Source organism: Variovorax sp. OK212 (genome assembly GCF_900112425.1).
In the GTDB taxonomy this organism is placed as follows: domain Bacteria; phylum Pseudomonadota; class Gammaproteobacteria; order Burkholderiales; family Burkholderiaceae_C; genus Variovorax.
This window is the reverse complement of record NZ_FOLP01000001.1, coordinates 155,232-172,223: the sequence shown is the minus strand read 5'-3', so window position 1 is coordinate 172,223 and position 16,992 is coordinate 155,232. Positions and strand designations below refer to the sequence as shown.

Annotated in this window: 14 protein-coding genes; 1 reads left to right on the top strand and 13 read right to left on the bottom strand. The window is 69.7% G+C overall.

Features of this window, described 5'->3' with window-relative positions:
* Window positions 1-7: 7 nt before the first annotated feature.
* The 5 genes from BM004_RS00680 to BM004_RS00660 form a co-directional block, all read right to left on the bottom strand.
* Entirely contained in the window at window positions 8-2,443 is a 2,436-nt protein-coding gene (locus tag BM004_RS00680) for a 3-hydroxyacyl-CoA dehydrogenase/enoyl-CoA hydratase family protein (RefSeq protein WP_093210645.1), read from the bottom strand.
* Window positions 2,444-2,564: 121 nt separating this feature from the next.
* A complete protein-coding gene (locus tag BM004_RS00675; protein ID WP_093210643.1) occupies window positions 2,565-2,999 on the bottom strand; it encodes a DUF2147 domain-containing protein in 435 nt (144 codons plus the stop codon).
* A gap of 55 nt (window positions 3,000-3,054) precedes the next feature.
* Window positions 3,055-4,851 (bottom strand): acyl-CoA dehydrogenase C-terminal domain-containing protein, encoded by a 1,797-nt coding sequence (locus BM004_RS00670; RefSeq protein WP_093210641.1) that lies wholly within the window; start codon window positions 4,849-4,851, stop codon window positions 3,055-3,057.
* 94 nt (window positions 4,852-4,945) lie between these two features.
* A complete protein-coding gene (locus BM004_RS00665; protein WP_093126433.1) occupies window positions 4,946-5,635 on the bottom strand; it encodes a TetR/AcrR family transcriptional regulator in 690 nt (229 codons plus the stop codon).
* A gap of 154 nt (window positions 5,636-5,789) precedes the next feature.
* Window positions 5,790-6,548 (bottom strand): SDR family oxidoreductase, encoded by a 759-nt coding sequence (locus BM004_RS00660; protein WP_093210639.1) that lies wholly within the window; start codon window positions 6,546-6,548, stop codon window positions 5,790-5,792.
* Between the two features lie 143 nt (window positions 6,549-6,691).
* On the opposite strand from BM004_RS00660, the gene BM004_RS00655 reads away from it, so the two are divergent.
* Window positions 6,692-7,579, top strand: coding sequence for a LysR family transcriptional regulator (locus tag BM004_RS00655; protein ID WP_093126438.1), 888 nt, complete (start codon window positions 6,692-6,694; stop codon window positions 7,577-7,579).
* Between the two features lie 3 nt (window positions 7,580-7,582).
* Here BM004_RS00655 and BM004_RS00650 read toward each other — a convergent pair whose 3' ends face one another.
* Genes BM004_RS00650 through BM004_RS00615 form a run of 8 tightly spaced genes read right to left on the bottom strand, consistent with a single transcriptional unit; the run spans window position 7,583 to window position 16,973 of the window.
* Window positions 7,583-8,446 (bottom strand): isocitrate lyase/PEP mutase family protein, encoded by an 864-nt coding sequence (locus BM004_RS00650; RefSeq protein WP_093126440.1) that lies wholly within the window; start codon window positions 8,444-8,446, stop codon window positions 7,583-7,585.
* The gene (locus tag BM004_RS00645) at window positions 8,443-9,855 is read right to left on the bottom strand and encodes an FAD-dependent oxidoreductase (protein ID WP_093210637.1); all 1,413 of its coding nucleotides are present in this window, start codon (window positions 9,853-9,855) and stop codon (window positions 8,443-8,445) included. The genes BM004_RS00650 and BM004_RS00645 overlap by 4 nt, the downstream gene beginning before the upstream one ends.
* The gene (locus BM004_RS00640) at window positions 9,852-10,466 is read right to left on the bottom strand and encodes a cysteine hydrolase family protein (RefSeq protein WP_093210635.1); all 615 of its coding nucleotides are present in this window, start codon (window positions 10,464-10,466) and stop codon (window positions 9,852-9,854) included. Before BM004_RS00640 ends, BM004_RS00645 begins: the two co-directional genes overlap by 4 nt.
* A complete protein-coding gene (locus BM004_RS00635; protein ID WP_093210633.1) occupies window positions 10,463-12,517 on the bottom strand; it encodes a hydantoinase/oxoprolinase family protein in 2,055 nt (684 codons plus the stop codon). The genes BM004_RS00640 and BM004_RS00635 overlap by 4 nt, the downstream gene beginning before the upstream one ends.
* The gene (locus BM004_RS00630; protein ID WP_093210631.1) at window positions 12,514-14,211 is read right to left on the bottom strand and encodes a hydantoinase B/oxoprolinase family protein; all 1,698 of its coding nucleotides are present in this window, start codon (window positions 14,209-14,211) and stop codon (window positions 12,514-12,516) included. Before BM004_RS00630 ends, BM004_RS00635 begins: the two co-directional genes overlap by 4 nt.
* Window positions 14,204-14,725, bottom strand: coding sequence for a LeuD/DmdB family oxidoreductase small subunit (locus BM004_RS00625; protein ID WP_093126452.1), 522 nt, complete (start codon window positions 14,723-14,725; stop codon window positions 14,204-14,206). Before BM004_RS00625 ends, BM004_RS00630 begins: the two co-directional genes overlap by 8 nt.
* The gene (locus tag BM004_RS00620) at window positions 14,722-16,020 is read right to left on the bottom strand and encodes a 3-isopropylmalate dehydratase large subunit (protein ID WP_177206291.1); all 1,299 of its coding nucleotides are present in this window, start codon (window positions 16,018-16,020) and stop codon (window positions 14,722-14,724) included. The genes BM004_RS00625 and BM004_RS00620 overlap by 4 nt, the downstream gene beginning before the upstream one ends.
* A complete protein-coding gene (locus BM004_RS00615) occupies window positions 16,017-16,973 on the bottom strand; it encodes a tripartite tricarboxylate transporter substrate binding protein (RefSeq protein WP_093211933.1) in 957 nt (318 codons plus the stop codon). Before BM004_RS00615 ends, BM004_RS00620 begins: the two co-directional genes overlap by 4 nt.
* Between the last annotated feature and the right edge of the window lie 19 nt (window positions 16,974-16,992).

Here is a 16,992-nt window from a genome sequence, read left to right as displayed (position 1 = left end):
GCAAGCGTCAGTTGCGAACGGGCTTCCCCGTGCTCAACATCCCCATGATCCGCTCCTGCGTCTTCGGATGCACGATCAACGAGCAGAACGCCTTGCGCTCCAGCGTCATCAGGTACTCCTCGGTCACGAGCGAGCCCGCGTCCACGTCGCCGCCCGTCACCACGTTGGCGATCAGGCTCGCAATGTGGAAGTCGTGCGCGCTGATGAAGCCGCCGTCGCGCATGTTCACCAGCTGCCCCTTGATCGTCGCGGCACCGCTGCGCCCCGCCACGCGGAAGGTGCGGCGCAGCGGCGGGCGGTAGCCGGCGTCGGCCATGGCCTTGGCCTGCTGCAGCGCCACGTACAGCAGCTCGTCTTTGTTCGCCACGATCACGTCGCTGTCGAGCAGGTAGCCGAGCTTCTTCGAGTCGAGCGCGCCGGTGCCCACCTTGGCCATCGCGGCGGCGGTGAAGCCTTCGGTCAGGAACGGCAGCAGGTCGGTGCCCGTCGAAGCCGCGGCGTTCTCCGCCGCGCGGCGCGCGATGTAGGTCAGGCCGCCCGCGCCGGGGATCAAGCCCACGCCGACTTCGACCAGGCCGATGTAGCTTTCCATCGCCGCCACGCGCCTGGCCGAATGCACGGCCAACTCGCAGCCGCCGCCCAGCGCCATGCCGCGCACGGCCGAGATCACCGGCACGTTGGCGTAGCGGATCTTGAGCATCACGTTCTGCAGCTCTTCTTCCGCGCCCTCGACCGCGCCGATGCCCGCGACCACGAAGGCCGGCAGCATCGCCTGCAGGTCGGCGCCGACCGAGAACATCTCGTCGGGCGACCAGATCACCAGGCCCTTGTATTCGGCTTCGGCCAGGTCCACCGCGGCGCCCAGCGCCTCGGCCACATCGGGGCTGATGGCGTGCATCTTCGAGTGGATGCTCGCGATGAGCACTCCCTCGAATCCTTCCTTGTCGAGCGTCCACACGCGCACGTCGCCTTCGTCGCTGATCGTGGTGCCGGCCGTGTTGGCGTCGGGCGCGTTGGCGCCCAGCACGCTCTCGGGGAACAGCTGGCGGTCATGCACGGGCAGCTTGCGCTGCGGCACGAACTTGTTCTGCGAGGCGCTCCACGAGCCCTCGGGCGTGTGCACGCCACCGGCCTCGGCCACTGGGCCTTCGAACACCCACTTCGGCAGCGGCGCGCTGCTCAGCGCCTTGCCCGCGTCGATGTCTTCCTGCACCCACTTGGCCACCTGCGCCCAGCCGGCTTCCTGCCACAGCTCGAACGGGCCCTGCTTCATGCCGAAGCCCCAGCGCATCGCGAAGTCGATGTCGCGCGCGCTCTCGGCAATGTCGCCCAGGTGCACGGCGGCGTAGTGGAAACCGTCGCGCAGGATCGCCCACAGGAACTGGCCCTGCGGCCCTTCGCTCTCGCGCAGCAGCTTCAGGCGCTCGGCGGCGGGCTTCTTCAGCATGCGGCCGTAGACCTCGTCGGCCTTCGCGCCGGCGGGCACGTACTCGCCGCTCTTCAGGTCGAAGCGCAGGATGTCGCGGCCGACTTTCTTGAAGAAGCCGGCCTTGGCCTTCTGGCCCAGGTTGCCCAGCTCCAGCAGCTTGGCGAGCACCGGCGGCGTCGCGAAGTTGGCGTAGAACGGATCGGTCTGCGCGTCCAGGTTGTCCTGCAGCGTCTTCACGACGTGGGCCATGGTGTCCAGGCCCACCACGTCGGCGGTGCGGAAGGTGCCCGAGCTCGCGCGGCCCAGCTTCTTGCCTGTGAGGTCGTCCACCACGTCGGGCGTGAGGCCGAACTTCTCGACTTCCTTCAGCGTGGCCAGCATGCCGGCAATGCCGACGCGGTTGGCGATGAAGTTGGGCGTGTCGTGCGCGCGCACCACGCCCTTGCCGAGCGTGCTGGTGACGAAGGCCTCGAGGTCGTCGAGCACCTGCGGCTGCGTGGTGGGCGTGTTGATGAGTTCCACCAGGAACATGTAGCGCGGCGGGTTGAAGAAGTGAATGCCGCAGAAACGCGGCTTCAGCGCTTCGGGCAGTGCCTCGCTGAGCTTGGTGATCGACAGGCCCGAGGTGTTCGAGGCCAGGATCGAATGCTTGGCCACGTGCGGCGCGATCTTCCGGTACAGGTCGAGCTTCCAGTCCATGCGCTCTGCAATGGCCTCGATGATGAGGTCGCACTCGCCGAGCTTGGCCAGGTCGTCTTCGTAGTTGGCCTGCTCGATCAGCACCGCGTCGGCCACGTCGCCGAGCGGCGCGGGCCTGAGCTTCTTGAGGTTGTCGATGGCGCGCGTGACGATGCCGTTCTTCGCCGCGCCTTGCGCGACCGCGCCGGTCGCGTCCTTGGCGGCCAGGTCGAACAGCACGACCGGCACGCGCACGTTGACGAGGTGGGCCGCAATCTGCGCGCCCATCACGCCGGCGCCGAGCACGGCGACCTTCTTCACTTGAAATCGGGACATAGCTGGGTTTCGAAGTTCTGAATTCATTCGGGGAACACCGCGGAACCGGCTTTGCCGGGCCGCTGGTGTTGCACCCTTGAGGGGGAGGCTGCTACACGAAGTGAGCAGCAACGGGGGTGGGTCATTGAACACGGTTCCAGGTTTGGGTGCGCCAGAAGGGGCCCAGGTAGCCGCGCACTTCGAGCTTCTTGCCGCCGTCGATGGGCGTGAAGCTCGCGCGGTATTCCTTGCCGTTCTCGGGGTCGAGGATCTTCCCGCCCTCCCAGACGTCCTTGCTCTCGGCCTTCTTGCCGCCGCGGATGATGTCCAGGCCGACCATGGGCTTGCCCTTGCGGTCGTCGCTGCATTCATCGCAGGTGGCGCCGGGCTTGGCGTCCTTGCCCAGCGCCTTCTCGATGCGCCCGAGCAGCGCGCCGTTGGTCTCGGCAATGCTGATCTCGGCCTTGACCTCGCCGGTCTTGTCGTCGACGTTGCGCCACACGCCCACCGGCGTGCTCTGGGCCATGGCCGAGAGGGCGGTCGCGGTGAACAACAGGGCTGCAAGCGTTTTTTTCATGATCGGCTCCCGGATGAGTGGATGAGGAAGAACAGCGGCTTTTATCAGCGGCCTTTTATGCCAGCGCCGCGTCGGTGTCCATGAGCACCTTGCTGCCGGCGCGCGCGGTGCGCATCAGCGTCGCGGTCTCGGGGAACAGCTTGGCGAAGTAGAAGCGCGCGGTCTGCAGCTTGGCCACGTAGAACGGGTCGGTGTTGCCGGCGGCAATTTCGCGCAGCGCCACTTGCGCCATGCGGGCGAACAGGTAGCCGAACACGAAGTGGCCGGCCACGCGCAGGTAGTCCACCGCGGCGGCGCCCACTTCGTCGGGGTTCTGGAAGCCCTTGAAGCCGATCTCGGTGGTGAACTTGGTGAGCTGGTCGCCCAGCACGGCCACGGGCGTGATGAACTCCGACATCTTCTCGTTCACGCCCTCTTCTTCCACCAGGCGGGCCACCAGCTTGCCGAACTTCTTCAGCGACGCGCCGTTGTTGCCCAGCACCTTGCGGCCCAGCAGGTCCAGCGACTGGATGGTGTTGGTGCCTTCATAGATCATGTTGATGCGGTTGTCCCGCACGAACTGCTCCATGCCCCATTCCTTGATGAAGCCGTGGCCGCCGAACACCTGCATGCAGGCGTTGGTCGAGATGTGGCCGTTGTCGGTGATGAAGGCCTTGACGATGGGCGTGAGCAGCGCGACCAGTTCGCCCGAGTCCTTGCGCACCTTCTCGTCGGGGTGGTTGTGCTCCTTGTCGAGCAGCAGCGTGCAGAAGATCTGCAGCGCGCGCCCGCCCTCGGCATACGCCTTGGCGGTGAGCAGCATCTTGCGCACGTCGGGGTGCACGATGATCGGGTCGGCTTCCTTGTCCTTGGCCTTCACGCCCGACAGCGAGCGCATCTGCAGGCGGTCCTTGGCGTAGGCCAGCGCGTTCTGGTAGGCCACTTCCGTGAGGCCCAGCGACTGGTTGCCCACGCCCAGGCGCGCGGCGTTCATCATCACGAACATCGCGGCCAGGCCCTTGTTGGGCTCGCCCACCAGCGTGCCGGTGGCGCCTTCGATCACGATCTGCGCGGTGGCGTTGCCGTGGATGCCCATCTTGTGCTCCAGGCCGGCGCAGAAGATCGGGTTGCGCTCGCCCAGCGAGCCGTCGGCCTTCACATGGAACTTGGGCACCACGAACAGGCTGATGCCCTTGCTGCCCTTGGGCGCGTCCGGCAGACGGGCCAGCACCAGGTGAATGATGTTGTCCGTCATGTCGTGCTCGCCGGCCGAGATGAAGATCTTGCTGCCGGTGATGCGGTAGGTGCCGTCGGCCTGCGGCTCGGCCTTGGTGCGCAGCAGGCCCAGGTCGGTGCCGCAATGGGGTTCGGTCAGGCACATGGTGCCGGTCCACTCGCCGCTCGTGAGCTTGGGCAGGTAGGTCTTCTTCTGTTCTTCGGTGCCGTGCGCCTTGAGCGCTTCGTACGCGCCGTGCGAGAGGCCGGGGTACATGGTCCAGGCCTGGTTGGCGCTGTTGAGCATTTCGAAAAGGCACTGGTTCACCACGAACGGCAGGCCCTGGCCGCCGAAGGCCGGGTCGCACGACAGCGCGGGCCAGCCGCCTTCGACGTACTTGGCGTAGGCGTCCTTGAAGCCGGTGGGCGTCTTGACTTCGTGCGTGGCCTTGTCGAGCACGCAGCCTTCTTCGTCGCCGCCGATGTTCAGCGGGAACGTCACTTCGGCGGCGAACTTGCCGGCCTCTTCGATCACCGCGTTGATGGTGTCGGCATCGGTCTCGGCATGGGCCGGCAGCGCCTTGAGTTCCTCGGCGACGTTGAGCACTTCGTGCAGCACGAATTGCATGTCGCGCACGGGTGGGTTGTAGGTAGGCATCCGGAACTCTCCTGGTCGAAGCTAGATAGAAAAAGAAAAAGGGGGAAGAACGAAAACGGAAAAAACGGGAAAGCGAAAGCGGGGCGCGCCTGCCTCAGCGCACGGGCTTGAGGCGGCGGCCGGCGGCCGGCGCGGCGGCATCGGCCTTCGGCGCGGCGGGCGTGGCGCTGCGCGCCAGGATGTTGTCGAAGCCGACGTTGGCGCGGCCGATGGAGCCGGGCACCTGCAGGAAGCGCGCCTCGTAGTGCAGCGCGAGGATCAGCCCGTGGATCTCGAACGCCACCTGGCGCTCGTCGGCATCGGCGCGCAGATGGCCTTCGGTCTGCGACTGCACGATGGCACGCAGCACGGCGGCCTGCCAGATGCTGACCGACTCCACCAGCGCGTCGCGCACGGGGCCCGGACGGTCGTCGAATTCGGAGGCGCCGCTGATGTAGATGCAGCCCGAGTCGATCTCGGTCGAGGTGCGCTTCATCCAGTTGGCGAACATGGCGCGAAGGCGCGGGAGGCCGCGCGGCGCCTTGAGGGCAGGAAAGAACACTTCCTGCTCGAAACGGGCGTGGTACTCGCGCACCACGGAAATCTGCAGTTCCTCGCGCGAGCCGAAGTGGGCGAAAACGCCCGACTTGCTCATCTTGGTGATCTCGGCCACGGCGCCGATCGACAGGCCTTCCAGGCCGATCTGCGCGGCCAGCGCCAGTGCGGCGTCGACGATCACGGCCTTGGTCTGCTGGCCCTTCTGGGCGGCGCGGGCCGGCTTGGCGGGAACGGCATTGACAGGCATCGTGGGGCTCCGAATAAAACGAACGGTCGTTCTATTTTGCAGGGGCTTCCCACTTTTGGCTTCTAGAAGCCTTCAGTTATTGAAGGTTAATTGAACCGGCCGGGAGCGGCAAGGGGGCCATACCCTGCCCCGCCCCCGGCTTACTTTCAGCAGATCAGAAGTCCTGCGACACCGGCCGCACCACCACTTCGTTGATGTCCACGTTCGCCGGCTGCTCCACCGCGTAGACCACGGCGCGGGCCACCGCGTCGGACGGGATCTGGTTGGCGTCGTAGAAGGCCTTCAGGCCGGCCGTGGCGTCGGCGTCGGTGCTGCCGAACTTCAGTTCCGACTCCACCGCGCCGGGCGACACCACCGTCACACGCATGCCGGTGTTGCCCATTTCCACGCGCAGGCCTTCGGAGATGGCGCGCACCGCGTGCTTGGTCGCGCTGTACACCGTGCCGATCGGCGTGAACACCTTGAAGCCGGCGATGGACGCCACGTTCAGGATGTGCCCGCTGCCCTGCGCCTGCATGCGCGGCAGCACCGCGGCAATGCCGTAAAGCACGCCCTTGATGTTGACGTCGATGGTGCGGTCCCACTCGTCGACCTTGAGCTTCTCGATCGGCGACAGCGGCATCACGCCCGCGTTGTTCACCAGCACGTCGATGCGGCCGAAGGCCTCGACGGTGGCCGCGGCCAGTTGCTCCAGGTCGGCGCGCTTCGACACGTCGGTGGCCACGGCGATGGCTTCGCCGCCGGCTTCGCGAATCTCCGCGACCAGCTTGTCGAGCCGGTCGGTGCGGCGTGCCGCGAGCACGACCTTGGCGCCGCGGGCAGCCAGGTGGCGCGCCGTCGATTCGCCGATGCCGCTGCTGGCGCCGGTGACGATGGCGACCTTGCCCTTGATGTTGTCTTGAACGGATGTCATGGAATGTCCTTTGCGGTGGGTTGGAAAACGAAGGGAAAGAAGAGTTGGTGCATGCAGTGTCGAAAATCTGCGTATTCCCGTAAATGAAACTCTTCCGACTTCAGAATTCCTAAAATCGGAACACTGCAAAGGAAAGCCCGCCCATGTCCAACCGCCTCGAAGCCCTGCGCGTGTTCTGCGCCGCCGCCGACGCCGCCAACTTCCGCGACGCGGCGGTGCGCCTGTCGGTCTCGCCGCAGGTGGTCACGCGCGCCGTGCGCGAACTCGAGGAGGAACTGGGCGAGCCGCTGTTCCACCGCAGCACGCGCGGCGTGCAGCTCACCGACTTCGGCCGGCAGCTCGCGCAGCGCGCGCGCACCGCCGTGGGCGGCGTGGACGCGCTGTTTCACCGCACCGACCGGCGCGCGCTGTCGCAGCACGCGGGCACGGTGCGCGTCACGGCGCCGAACGTGTTCGGCCGGCGCCTGATTCCGCAGGCGCTGGCGCCCATGCTGGCCGCGCACCCGGGCCTGGTGCTCGACCTGCGCCTGTCGGAGGAGCACGCCGACGTGGTCGACCAGCAGATCGACATCGGCGTGCGCGCCGGCCCGATCCGCGACGCGCGCTTCGTGGCGCGCACCGCCGGGCGGATGCCGCTGTACGTGGTGGCCACGCCGGCGCTGGTGGCGCGCACGGGCGTGCCCAAGGACCTGGAGGCGCTCGCGGCGATGCCGCTCACCGCGCTGATCGACCGCGCCTCGGGCCGGCCGTGGTCATGGTTCTTCAGCAAGGGGCGCCAGGTACCGATCACCTCGCCGGCCTTCGTGACCGACGACGTGGATGCGGAGTGCGCCGCGGTGCAGGCGGGGCTGGGCTTCGGCCAGCTCGTGGCGCCGCTGGCCGAGCCCTTGCTGCAGGCCGGTGTGCTGGTGGCCGTGCTGGAGGCCGAGGCGCCGGAGCCCTGGCCGATTCATGTCTACCGCTCGCAGCGCGCGCCGGTGCCGGCGCGTGTGCGGCTGGTGTACGACGAGCTGGTGCGCGTGCTGCGCTGAGCCTCAGTCGTACTTCTGGCCGGTGCGCATCAGCTCGGGCGTGCCGATCACCTCGTTGAGCGCATCGAAGTCCAGCATCTGCGCGCGCCACGGCTGCGTGGTGCGGTGCTGGTGCAAGCTGGCGTAGTAGCCCTGCAGCGTGTGCACCACCGCGCGCGCCGTGCCGCCCGGGAAGATGGCGATGCGAAAGCCGTGCTTCTGCAGCGCGTCGGCATCCTGTATCGGCGTCTTGCCGCCTTCGACCATGTTCGCCAGCAACGGCACGCGGTGCGCGAAGCGGCTGCAGGCCGCGTCCATCTGCTCGGGCGAGCGCAGCGCCTCGATGAAGAGCGCGTCCACGCCGCATGCGAGGTAAGCCTCGGCGCGGTCGAGCGCGGCCTCCAGCCCCTCGACCGCCACCGCGTCGGTGCGCGCGAGGATCAGCGTGTCGCTCGACGTGCGCGCGTCCAGCGCCGCCTTCAGCTTGCCGACCATCTCGCGCTCGGGCACCACGGCCTTGCCGTCGAGGTGGCCGCAGCGCTTGGGAAAGGTCTGGTCCTCGATCTGCACCATGGCCGCGCCCGCGCGCTCGAAGCCGCGCACGGTGCGCTGCGTGTTCAGCGCGTTGCCGAATCCGGTGTCGGCATCGACGATCACCGGCAGGCGCACGCGCTCGGTGATGCGCGCCAGCGTGTCGGCCACTTCGGTGAAGGTGGTCAGGCCGATGTCGGAGCGGCCCAGGCGCGTGTAGGCAATCGACGCGCCCGACAGGTACAGCGCCTCGAAGCCGGCCTGCTCGGCCACCAGTGCGCTCAGCGCGTCGTACACGCCGGGTGCCAGCACCACGTCGGGTCGGGCCAGGCGGGTCTTGAAGTTGTGGGTCGTCATGCGGACGCCTCCTTGTGTTGAACCAGTGCGGCAGCCGTGTGCGCCGCGATGTAGCCGCCGGCCACGGCGCTCAGCAGGCCGTTGCCGGAGAGATAGCCCCACACCGCGTCACCCGAGACACCGCCGGCCGCGCCGCCCGCGGCCAGCAGGTTGGGCAACGGCGTGCCGTCCTGGCGCAGCACGCGCATGTCGGGTGCGGTGTCGAGGCCGCCTTGCGTATGAAAGAGCGCGCCGGTCACCTTGACGGCGAAGTACGGCGCGCCGAGGCCGCGCGCGAACACGCGGCCGTCGGCCGCGGGCACGCCACCGCGCATCGCGTCGAGCGTGCCCTGCAGCACCGCGGCTTCGCAGCCGATGCAGTCCGCCAGCGCGGCCACCGAGTCGCAGCGGCGCAGCGCGCCGGCGGCCTCGGCCTCGCAGAAATCAGGGAAGCCGCGCGCCAGTGCGAGCAGCGGCGTGTCGAACACGTTCCAGCCGATGCCGCCCGGCTGCGCGAGCACATGCACCGCGGCTTCGGAGTAGCCCAGCGTCTCGTCGTGAAAGCGCCGGCCGTCGCAGTTGAGCTGCACGCCGCCTTCCATCATCACGGCCCACGACATCAGCGCGCCCTGCGGCGTGACCCACGAGCCGTGGCCCTGGTACCCGCCCAGGTCGCGCAGCCGCGCGCCGAGCGACTCGCCCCAGAGGATGGCGCTGCCGTCGTTGCCGACGTGCCCGCCGAAGGTGGCCTCGGCCATCTCGGGCAGCAGCGTGCGCACCATTTCCGTGTTGCCGCCGAAGCCGTTGCAGGCCAGCAGCAGCGCGTCGCAGCCCAGCGTTTCATGCTGGCCGTCGGGGCGCAAGTAGTCGATGCCGACCACCCGGTCGTGCGCGTCGAGCACCAGCGTGTCGACCACCGCCTGCGTCAGCACCGGAATGCCCGCGGCTTCGACGGCCGACTGCAACGCCGCCATCAATGCGGCGCCCGTCTTCTGCGGCAACGCGTGCATGCGGTGCACGCTGTGGCCGGGGTAGAGAAAGCCGTCGAGCAGCATCCACCCGAGACCGTGGCGCGCCTGCAGTGCATCGAGCGCGGGGCCGATGGCATGGGCATACGCATCGACCAGCGCAGCTGCCGCGCGGCCGTGCGCCTTGGCCTGGATGTCGGCCGCAAAGCGCGCGGCACTGTCATCGGCCACGCCATGTGCGCGCTGCACGCGCGTGCCGGGCGCGGGAATGAAGCCAGAGGACAGCGCCGTCGACCCGCTGGGCAGCGCGTCGCGCTCCAGCACCACGCAGTCGATGCCCGCGTCCGCCAGCATCAGCGCCGCCGTGAGCCCGCAGGCCCCGCCGCCGACGATGGCCACCGCCACGTGCACATCGGCCTCCACCTGCGCGGCGCGCCGGACGGTTCTTGCGGGCGCGCTCATGCCAGCGATGCGATGAAAGGCGCGCAGTCCGTCACCTCGGCCACGTTGCGCATGTCGGCCAGCGAGGTGTTGTGGCGCTCCTCGCCGAAGGCCGCGCAGCCGTCGGCCAGCACCAGCGTGCGGTAGTCGCGCATGTGCGCGTCGCGCACCGTGCTGGCCACGCCGCCGTTGGTGACGATGCCGCAGACGGCCACGGTGTCGATGCCCGCGCGGCGCAGCACCCAGTCGAGCTGCGTGTTGAAGAAGGCCGAGTACGCGACCTTGCTGACCGTGACGTCGACCAGGCCCGCGAGCGCATCGACATTGGCCTGGCCCCAGCTGCCGGGCGCGAAGTCGCCCTTGGCAAGGTACGGGCGCAGCGCCTTCAGGTGCGGCGAGACCATCGGCTCGCCCTTCGCGTCGGGCCACAGCGTGAACTGGCTCGCCACCACCAGCCCCCCGCCCGCCTTCAGCGCGCGCGCCACGGCGGCCACGCGCCCGGGCAGCAGCAGCGCGGGAGGATTGGTGTCGCCGCCGCGCGCGTAGGCGCCCTTGGCGTCGAGAAAGTCGTTCTGCAGGTCGATGACGACCAGCGCCGTCTTCGCCGGAACGATCTTCGTGCCCGCGCTCATGACGGCCTCACCAGCAGGTTGCCATGCGCGTCGACCTCGGCATGGAAGCCGGGCTCGAGCCACACGGTGGTGTCGGCCTGTTCGAGGATCGCGGGGCCGTCGATGCGCGCGGCCACCGGCAGCTCGAGCCGCGCATAACGCACCGCGTCGTGCCACCGGCCTTGGTGGAACACGCGCTGCGTGCCCAGCGGCGCGGTGCTGCCCACGCCTTCGGGCGCCAGCACCTTCAGGTCGAACTTGGGCCGCACGCCGATGCGCGCATAGCGCAGGTTCATCACGCGAATCGCGATGCCGTCGAGCACGCGGCCGAAGGCTGCCGTGTAGGCCGCTTCGAAGGCAGCGCGAATGGAAGCGGCCGTGATCGGCGCCTGGCCCGCATCGGCCAGCACCACCGGCAGCGTGTGCGTCTGGCCGGCGTAGAGCATGTCGAGTGCAACCACCTGGCGCACGTCGTCGAAGCGCACGCCCGACGAGTCGAGCCGCTGCTGGCAGCTCGCGGCCAGCGTGTCGATGCGGTGCTGCAGGTCGGCCACGTCGAGGTCGGCCAGCGGCCTGTTGATGGTCTGCACCGCGTCGTGGCGCATGTCGGCAATCACGCAGCCCAGCGCCGACGTGACGCCGGGGTAGCGCGGCACGATGCCCGTGGCCACGCCCACCTCGCGCATCATCGCGCACACATGCAGCGCGCCGCCGCCGCCGAAGGGCATGTAGGCGAAGCGGCGCGGGTCGTGCCCGCGCTCGATCGACACCAGGCGGATGGCACCGGCCATGCGCGCATTGGCCACGGTCAGGATCGCTTCCGCCGCCGCGTGCACCTCGAGGCCCAGCGGGCGCGCGACATGTTCCTCGATGGCCTGGCGCGACTTCTCCGCGTCCAGCGCCGCCAGCAGGCCGCCACCCAGCGGCCGGTCCGCCGCGATGCGGCCCAGCAGCACATTGGCATCGGTCACGGTCGGGCGCATGTTGCCGCGGCCGTAGCAGGCCGGCCCGGGCACGCTGCCCGCCGACTCGGGCCCGACCTGCAGCATGCCGCTCGCGTCCACCGACGCGATGGAGCCGCCGCCGGCGCCGATGGTCTCGATCTGGATCATCGGCGAGCGGATCACCATGCCGAACTCGATGGCGGTCTGCGCCGCCAGCGCGGCCTCGCCGTTGGCCACCAGCGACACGTCGAAAGACGTGCCGCCCATGTCGCCCGTGATCGCGTTCGGAAAGCCCGCCGCGCGCGCAATGGCCGCGCAGGCGATCACGCCGGCCGCCGGGCCCGACAGCGCGGTGCGCACCGGCAGGTCGCTCGCGGTCTGGCGCGACATCACGCCGCCGTTGCTCTGCACCACCAGCAGCTCGCCCGCGAAGCCCTGCGCGCGCAGGTCGCTTTCGAGCCGGCCGAGGTAGCTGCCCACCACCGGCTGCAGCGCCGCGTTGAGCGTGGCGGTCGAGCAGCGCTCGAACTCGCGGATCTCGGGCAGCACCTCGCTGGCCGAGGTGACGTGCGGGTTGGGCCACAGCTCGCGCACCGCGGCCACGGCCAGGCGCTCGTTCTCGGGGTTGGCGTAGGTGTTGATGAAGAACACGCACACGGCCTCGCAGCCCGCCTCCAGCAGCGAGCGCGCCTCGGCGCGCACCTGCTCGAGGTCGACCGCCGTGTGCAGCGTGCCGTCGGCCAGCACGCGCTCGTCGACTTCGCGGCGCAGGTCGCGCGGCACCACGGGCTTGAAGCTGCCGCGCAGGCCCCAGGTCTCGGGCCGGTCGCGCCGGCGCATCTCGAGCACGTCGCGAAAACCGCGCGTGGTGATGATGCCGGTGCGCGCCACCTTGCGCTCCAGCAGCGCGTTGGTGCCCACGGTGGTGCCGTGCACGATGGTGGCGATGGCCGCGGCCGAATCGGCCACGCGCGCCACGCCGTTCATGAAGCCGCGCGCTTCCTCGCCGCGCGTGGAAGGCACCTTGACGATGCGCGCGCTGCCGTTGGCTTCGTCGAGCACGAAGAGGTCGGTGAAGGTGCCGCCGACATCGACGCCGACGACAAGGGAGTTACCAGGGGAAGTCATTCGGTTGCTTTCTTCGTCGTATCGGTGCTCACATAGCCCATGGCCGCATCGGCCTCGCGCTTCTCTGGCTGGCGCTCGGCCGCGTTACCCCAGCCGCCACCGCCGGGCGTTTCCAGGCGCACGCGCTCGCCGCGCGCCAGCGTGATGCCGCGCATCTTGGAGACCATGGGCGGCGTGTGCCACTCGCCCGCGTTCTCGTAGCGGAACACGTTGACCGCGCCCGCGCCGCCGCCCGCGATGCCCTTGGGCGGCGAGGTGCCGCGCTCGCCGAAGACGAACACCTCGGCGTCTTTCTCGAGCAGTTCGATTTCATAGACGGCGCCCAGGCCGCCGCGGTGCTGGCCGTCGCCGCCGGAGTCGGCGCGCAGCGACCATTCGGTGAAGCGCACCGGGTAGGCGGCTTCCAGAATTTCGAGCGGCGGGATCGTCGCGGTCGAGATGGGTGCGTTGCCGTGCGCCAGGCCGTCGCCGCCCGAGTGGCCGCCGTGGCCGCCGCCGAAGAAGCTGAACATCACCCAGCGCTGGCCTTCGCGGCCCTTGTCGCTGCGGTGGCCCGCGATCGACAGCGCGTTGATGGTGCCGTAGGCCTGCGCCACGGCGCGCGTGGGGTCGGCCTGCGCGGCGGCGCTGAAGATCACGTCGATCATGCGCAGGATGGTCTCGGTGTAGCCACCCACCGGGCGCGGGCGCTCGCAGCTGATCACCAGCCGGTCGGGAATGACGAAGTCCACCGCGTCGAGCACGCCGGCGTTGGCGGGCACGTCGGGGAACAGGTGCTTGAGCGCAACGTAGCAGGCGGCGATCGCCGTCGAGCGCGAGATGTTGACCGGCCCCGCGCACTGCGGCGAAGTGCGCGAGAAATCGAGCGTGAGCCGGTCTCCGGCCACCGTCATGTCCAGCGCGATGGTCAGCGGCTCGTTGACGATGCCGTCGTTGTCCAGCACGTCCTCGAAGCTGTAGCGGCCGTCGGGCAGCGAGGCCACGTGCGAGCGCATCAGGCGCAGCGCGCGGCTGCGCAGCTCGCCCAGCGCGGCCAGCACCAGGTCGTCGCCGTATTCGTCGAGCAGGCCGTCGAGCCGCTTTTCGCCGAGCTCCAGCGCCGCGAGCTGGCCGTTCAGGTCGCCCCACAGGCTGTCTGGCAGGCGCGTGTTGGCCTGCAGGATGGCCAGCACGTCGGGGTCGAGCACGCCGCCCTTCACGATGCGCACCGGCGGAATCTGTACCGCCTCCTGCCAGCACTCGGTGGCCGCCGGGTTGTAGTTGCCGGGCACCGCGCCGCCCACGTCGTGCCAGTGCGCGGCCGAGGCCATGTGGCAGTAGAGCTTGCCGTTGCGGAAGAACGGCTTCACCAGCTTGAAGTCGTTGGCGTGCGTGCCGCCGTCGTAGGCGTCGTTGCTGATCCAGATGTCGCCGTCGCGCATGCCGCCGCGCGGCGCGGCGGCCTTGGCCGTGGCGCGCACCGCGAAGGCCATGGCGCCCACGAACACCGGCAGGCCCGACTTGCCCTGCACCAGCGTGTCGCCGGTGGTGGCGTCGTACAGGCCGTGGCAGGCGTCATGCGCCTCGGCAATGATGGGATTGAACGCGCTGCGGTAGAGCGTGGCGTCCATCTCGTCGGCCACCTGCTCGAGGCGGCCGCGCAGCACGGCGAGCGTGACGGGGTCGATGGTTGGGGCGGAAGAAGGGTCAGACATCGGTGGCTTTCTTGGAGGCGGGGCGGCCAGTTCGCTGGCGCAGCTGGTTCAACAGTCCGCCGGCGCGGACCATGTCCATGAGGAATCCGGGCACCGGCTCGCAGGCCAGGCGCCTGCACCCGGGCATGACGATCTCGGGCGCAGTGGTGTCCAGGGCGATCTGGTCGCCTTCGCTCAGTGTTTCGGCCTCGGCGCAGGTCAGCAGCAGCAGGCCCACGTTGAAGGCGTTGCGAAAGTACAGGCCGCTGTACGACGGCGCGATCACCGCGCTCACGCCCAGGTGCACCAGCACGGCGGCGGCCTGCTCGCGCGAGGAGCCGATGCCGAAGTTGGGCCCGGCCACGAGCACGTCGCCGCGTGCCACGCCGGCGGCGAAGTCGGGGCGGATGGCCTCGAGGCAGTGCTTCGCGATGATGTCGATGCCGTGCTTCATGGCATGGCCCGGCGCGAGCAGGTCGGTGTCGATGTCGGCGCCGAGCCGCCAGACGCGGTGGGTGGCGTGCGTGACGCTCATGCCAGCACCTCGCGCGGATCGGTCACGCGGCCGCGCAATGCCGCGGCCGCCACGGTGTAGGGCGAACCCAGGTACACCTGCGCGCTCGGCGAGCCCATGCGGCCCTTGAAGTTGCGCGCCGTGGTCGAGATGACGGTGATGTCGTCGCCCATCGGGTCGCCGTAACCGGAGCAGGCGCCGCACGCGGTCGGGAACAGTTCGGCGCCCGCGTCCATCAGCGCCTGCAGCACGCCCTCTTCGCGCGCCTGCTCCTGGTCCTGCAGGCTGGCGGGCGCGACGATCAGGCGGATGCCCGCCGCCACCTTGTGGCCGCGCAGCACCTGCGCCGCGGCGCGCAGGTCGTCGAGCTTGGCGCCGGTGCACGCGCCGATGTAGGCCACGTCCACCGGCGTACCGGCGTAGTGGCTCACGCCCAGCGAATTGGCCGGGCTGTGCGGCGCGGCCACGTGCGGCTCGAGCGTGTCGGCGTCGAAGCTGTGGCGCGTGAGCGCGGCGTCCCTGTCGGTGAACCATGCAGAGCTGTCGGCGCGCGGCGCGCCGGCCGCCTCCAGGTAGGCCGCGGTGGTGGCGTCGGGCGCGATGAGCCCGGCCTGCGCGCCGAGCTCGGCGCTCATGTTCGACAGCGTCATGCGCTCCTGCATCGACATCGAGCGCACCGCCGGGCCCGCGAACTCCACCGCCTGGTAGCGCCCGCCGTTCATGCCGAAGCGCCCGATCATGTGCAGCATCATGTCCTTGGCGGTCACGCCCGCGGGCAGCTTGCCGTCCCACCACATCTGGATGGTCTCGGGCACGCGCAGCCAGATGTCGCCGGTGACGACCACGCCCAGCATCTCGGTGCTGCCCACGCCGAACATGTAGGCGCCGAACGCGCCGCCGGTGGGCGAATGCGAGTCGCCGCCCACGCACAGCATGCCGGGGCGGATGTGGCCGTGCTGCGGCACCACCACGTGGCAGATGCCCTGGCTGTCGTACACGTGCGGCAGCTGCTGGTCGCGCGCCCAGTCGCGCGCGATGCGCACGATGCGCCGCGAGTCGTCGTCGCGCTCGGGCACGTAGTGGTCCATCACCAGCACGATGCGCGAACGGTCCCAGATCTGCGCGCCCAGTTCCTCGAGCATGGGCTTCAGGCGGCGCGGGCCCGAGGAGTCGTGGAACATGGCGAGGTCGACGCCGCAGGTCACGATCTCGCCCACCGCCACGTGCGCGCGGCCGCTGGCGCGCGCAATGAGCTTCTGCGCCAGCGTCTGTGGCGGCACGCGCGCGGCTGCCGGGTTGGAGGTGTCGGCGGTCATTCGGGCTTGGCTCCGGAGAACTTCACGACCTTGGCCCAGCGCGGGATCTCGCTCTGCACGAACGCGGTGAACTGCTCGGGCGAGTTGCCCACGGGAATCGCGCCTTCGGTGTCCAGGCGCTTGAGCATGTCGGGCTGATGCAGCGCGTGGCGCGCCGCTTCGCTGAGCTTGCGCGACACGTCCGCCGGCAGGCGCGCCGGGCCGAACAGTCCGAACCATGCGCTCGACTCGTAGCCGGGCAAGGCCTCGGCGATGGCCGGCACGTCGGGGAACGCGGGCAGCCGCTTGGCCGTGGTGACGCCCAGCGCCTTGAGCTTGCCGGCCTGGATGTGGGCCTTGACGTTGCCCACCGCCGCGAACATCAGCTGCACCTGGCCGGCCAGCAGGTCCTGCACGGCGGGCGAGGTGCCCTTGTAGGGAATGTTCACGATGTCCACGCCCGACTGCATCTTGAAGGCCTCGCCCGCCATGTGCAGCGACGAGCCCACCGCGCCGATGGCGAAGTTGAGCTGGCCCGGTTTGGCCTTGGCGAGCGCGATGAGCTCGCGCACGTCCTTCGCGGGCACCGAGGGATGCGCCACCAGGATCGACGGCGAGGTGGCCACGCAGGTGAGCGCGGTGAAGTCCTTCACCGGGTCGAAGGGCAGCGTGGGGTACAGCGTGGCGTTGATGGCATGGCTGGTGAAGCTCATCAGCAGCGTGTTGCCGTCGGGCGCGGCCTTGGCCACCGCATCGGCGGCGATGTTGCCGCCCGCGCCGGGCTTGTTCTCGACGATGACGGTGCGGCCCAGCGCGGGGCCCATGCTCACGGCCAGCGAGCGCGCCAGCGTGTCGGTCGAGCCGCCGGCCGGCGCGCCGACCAGGATGCGCACGGGGGCGTTGCCGATCTGCGCGCGGGCGGCGGCGGCAAAGGCCAGCGCGGCGGGTGCGATGAGGATGTCGCGGCGATGGATCATGGGGTTTCCTTGTTGT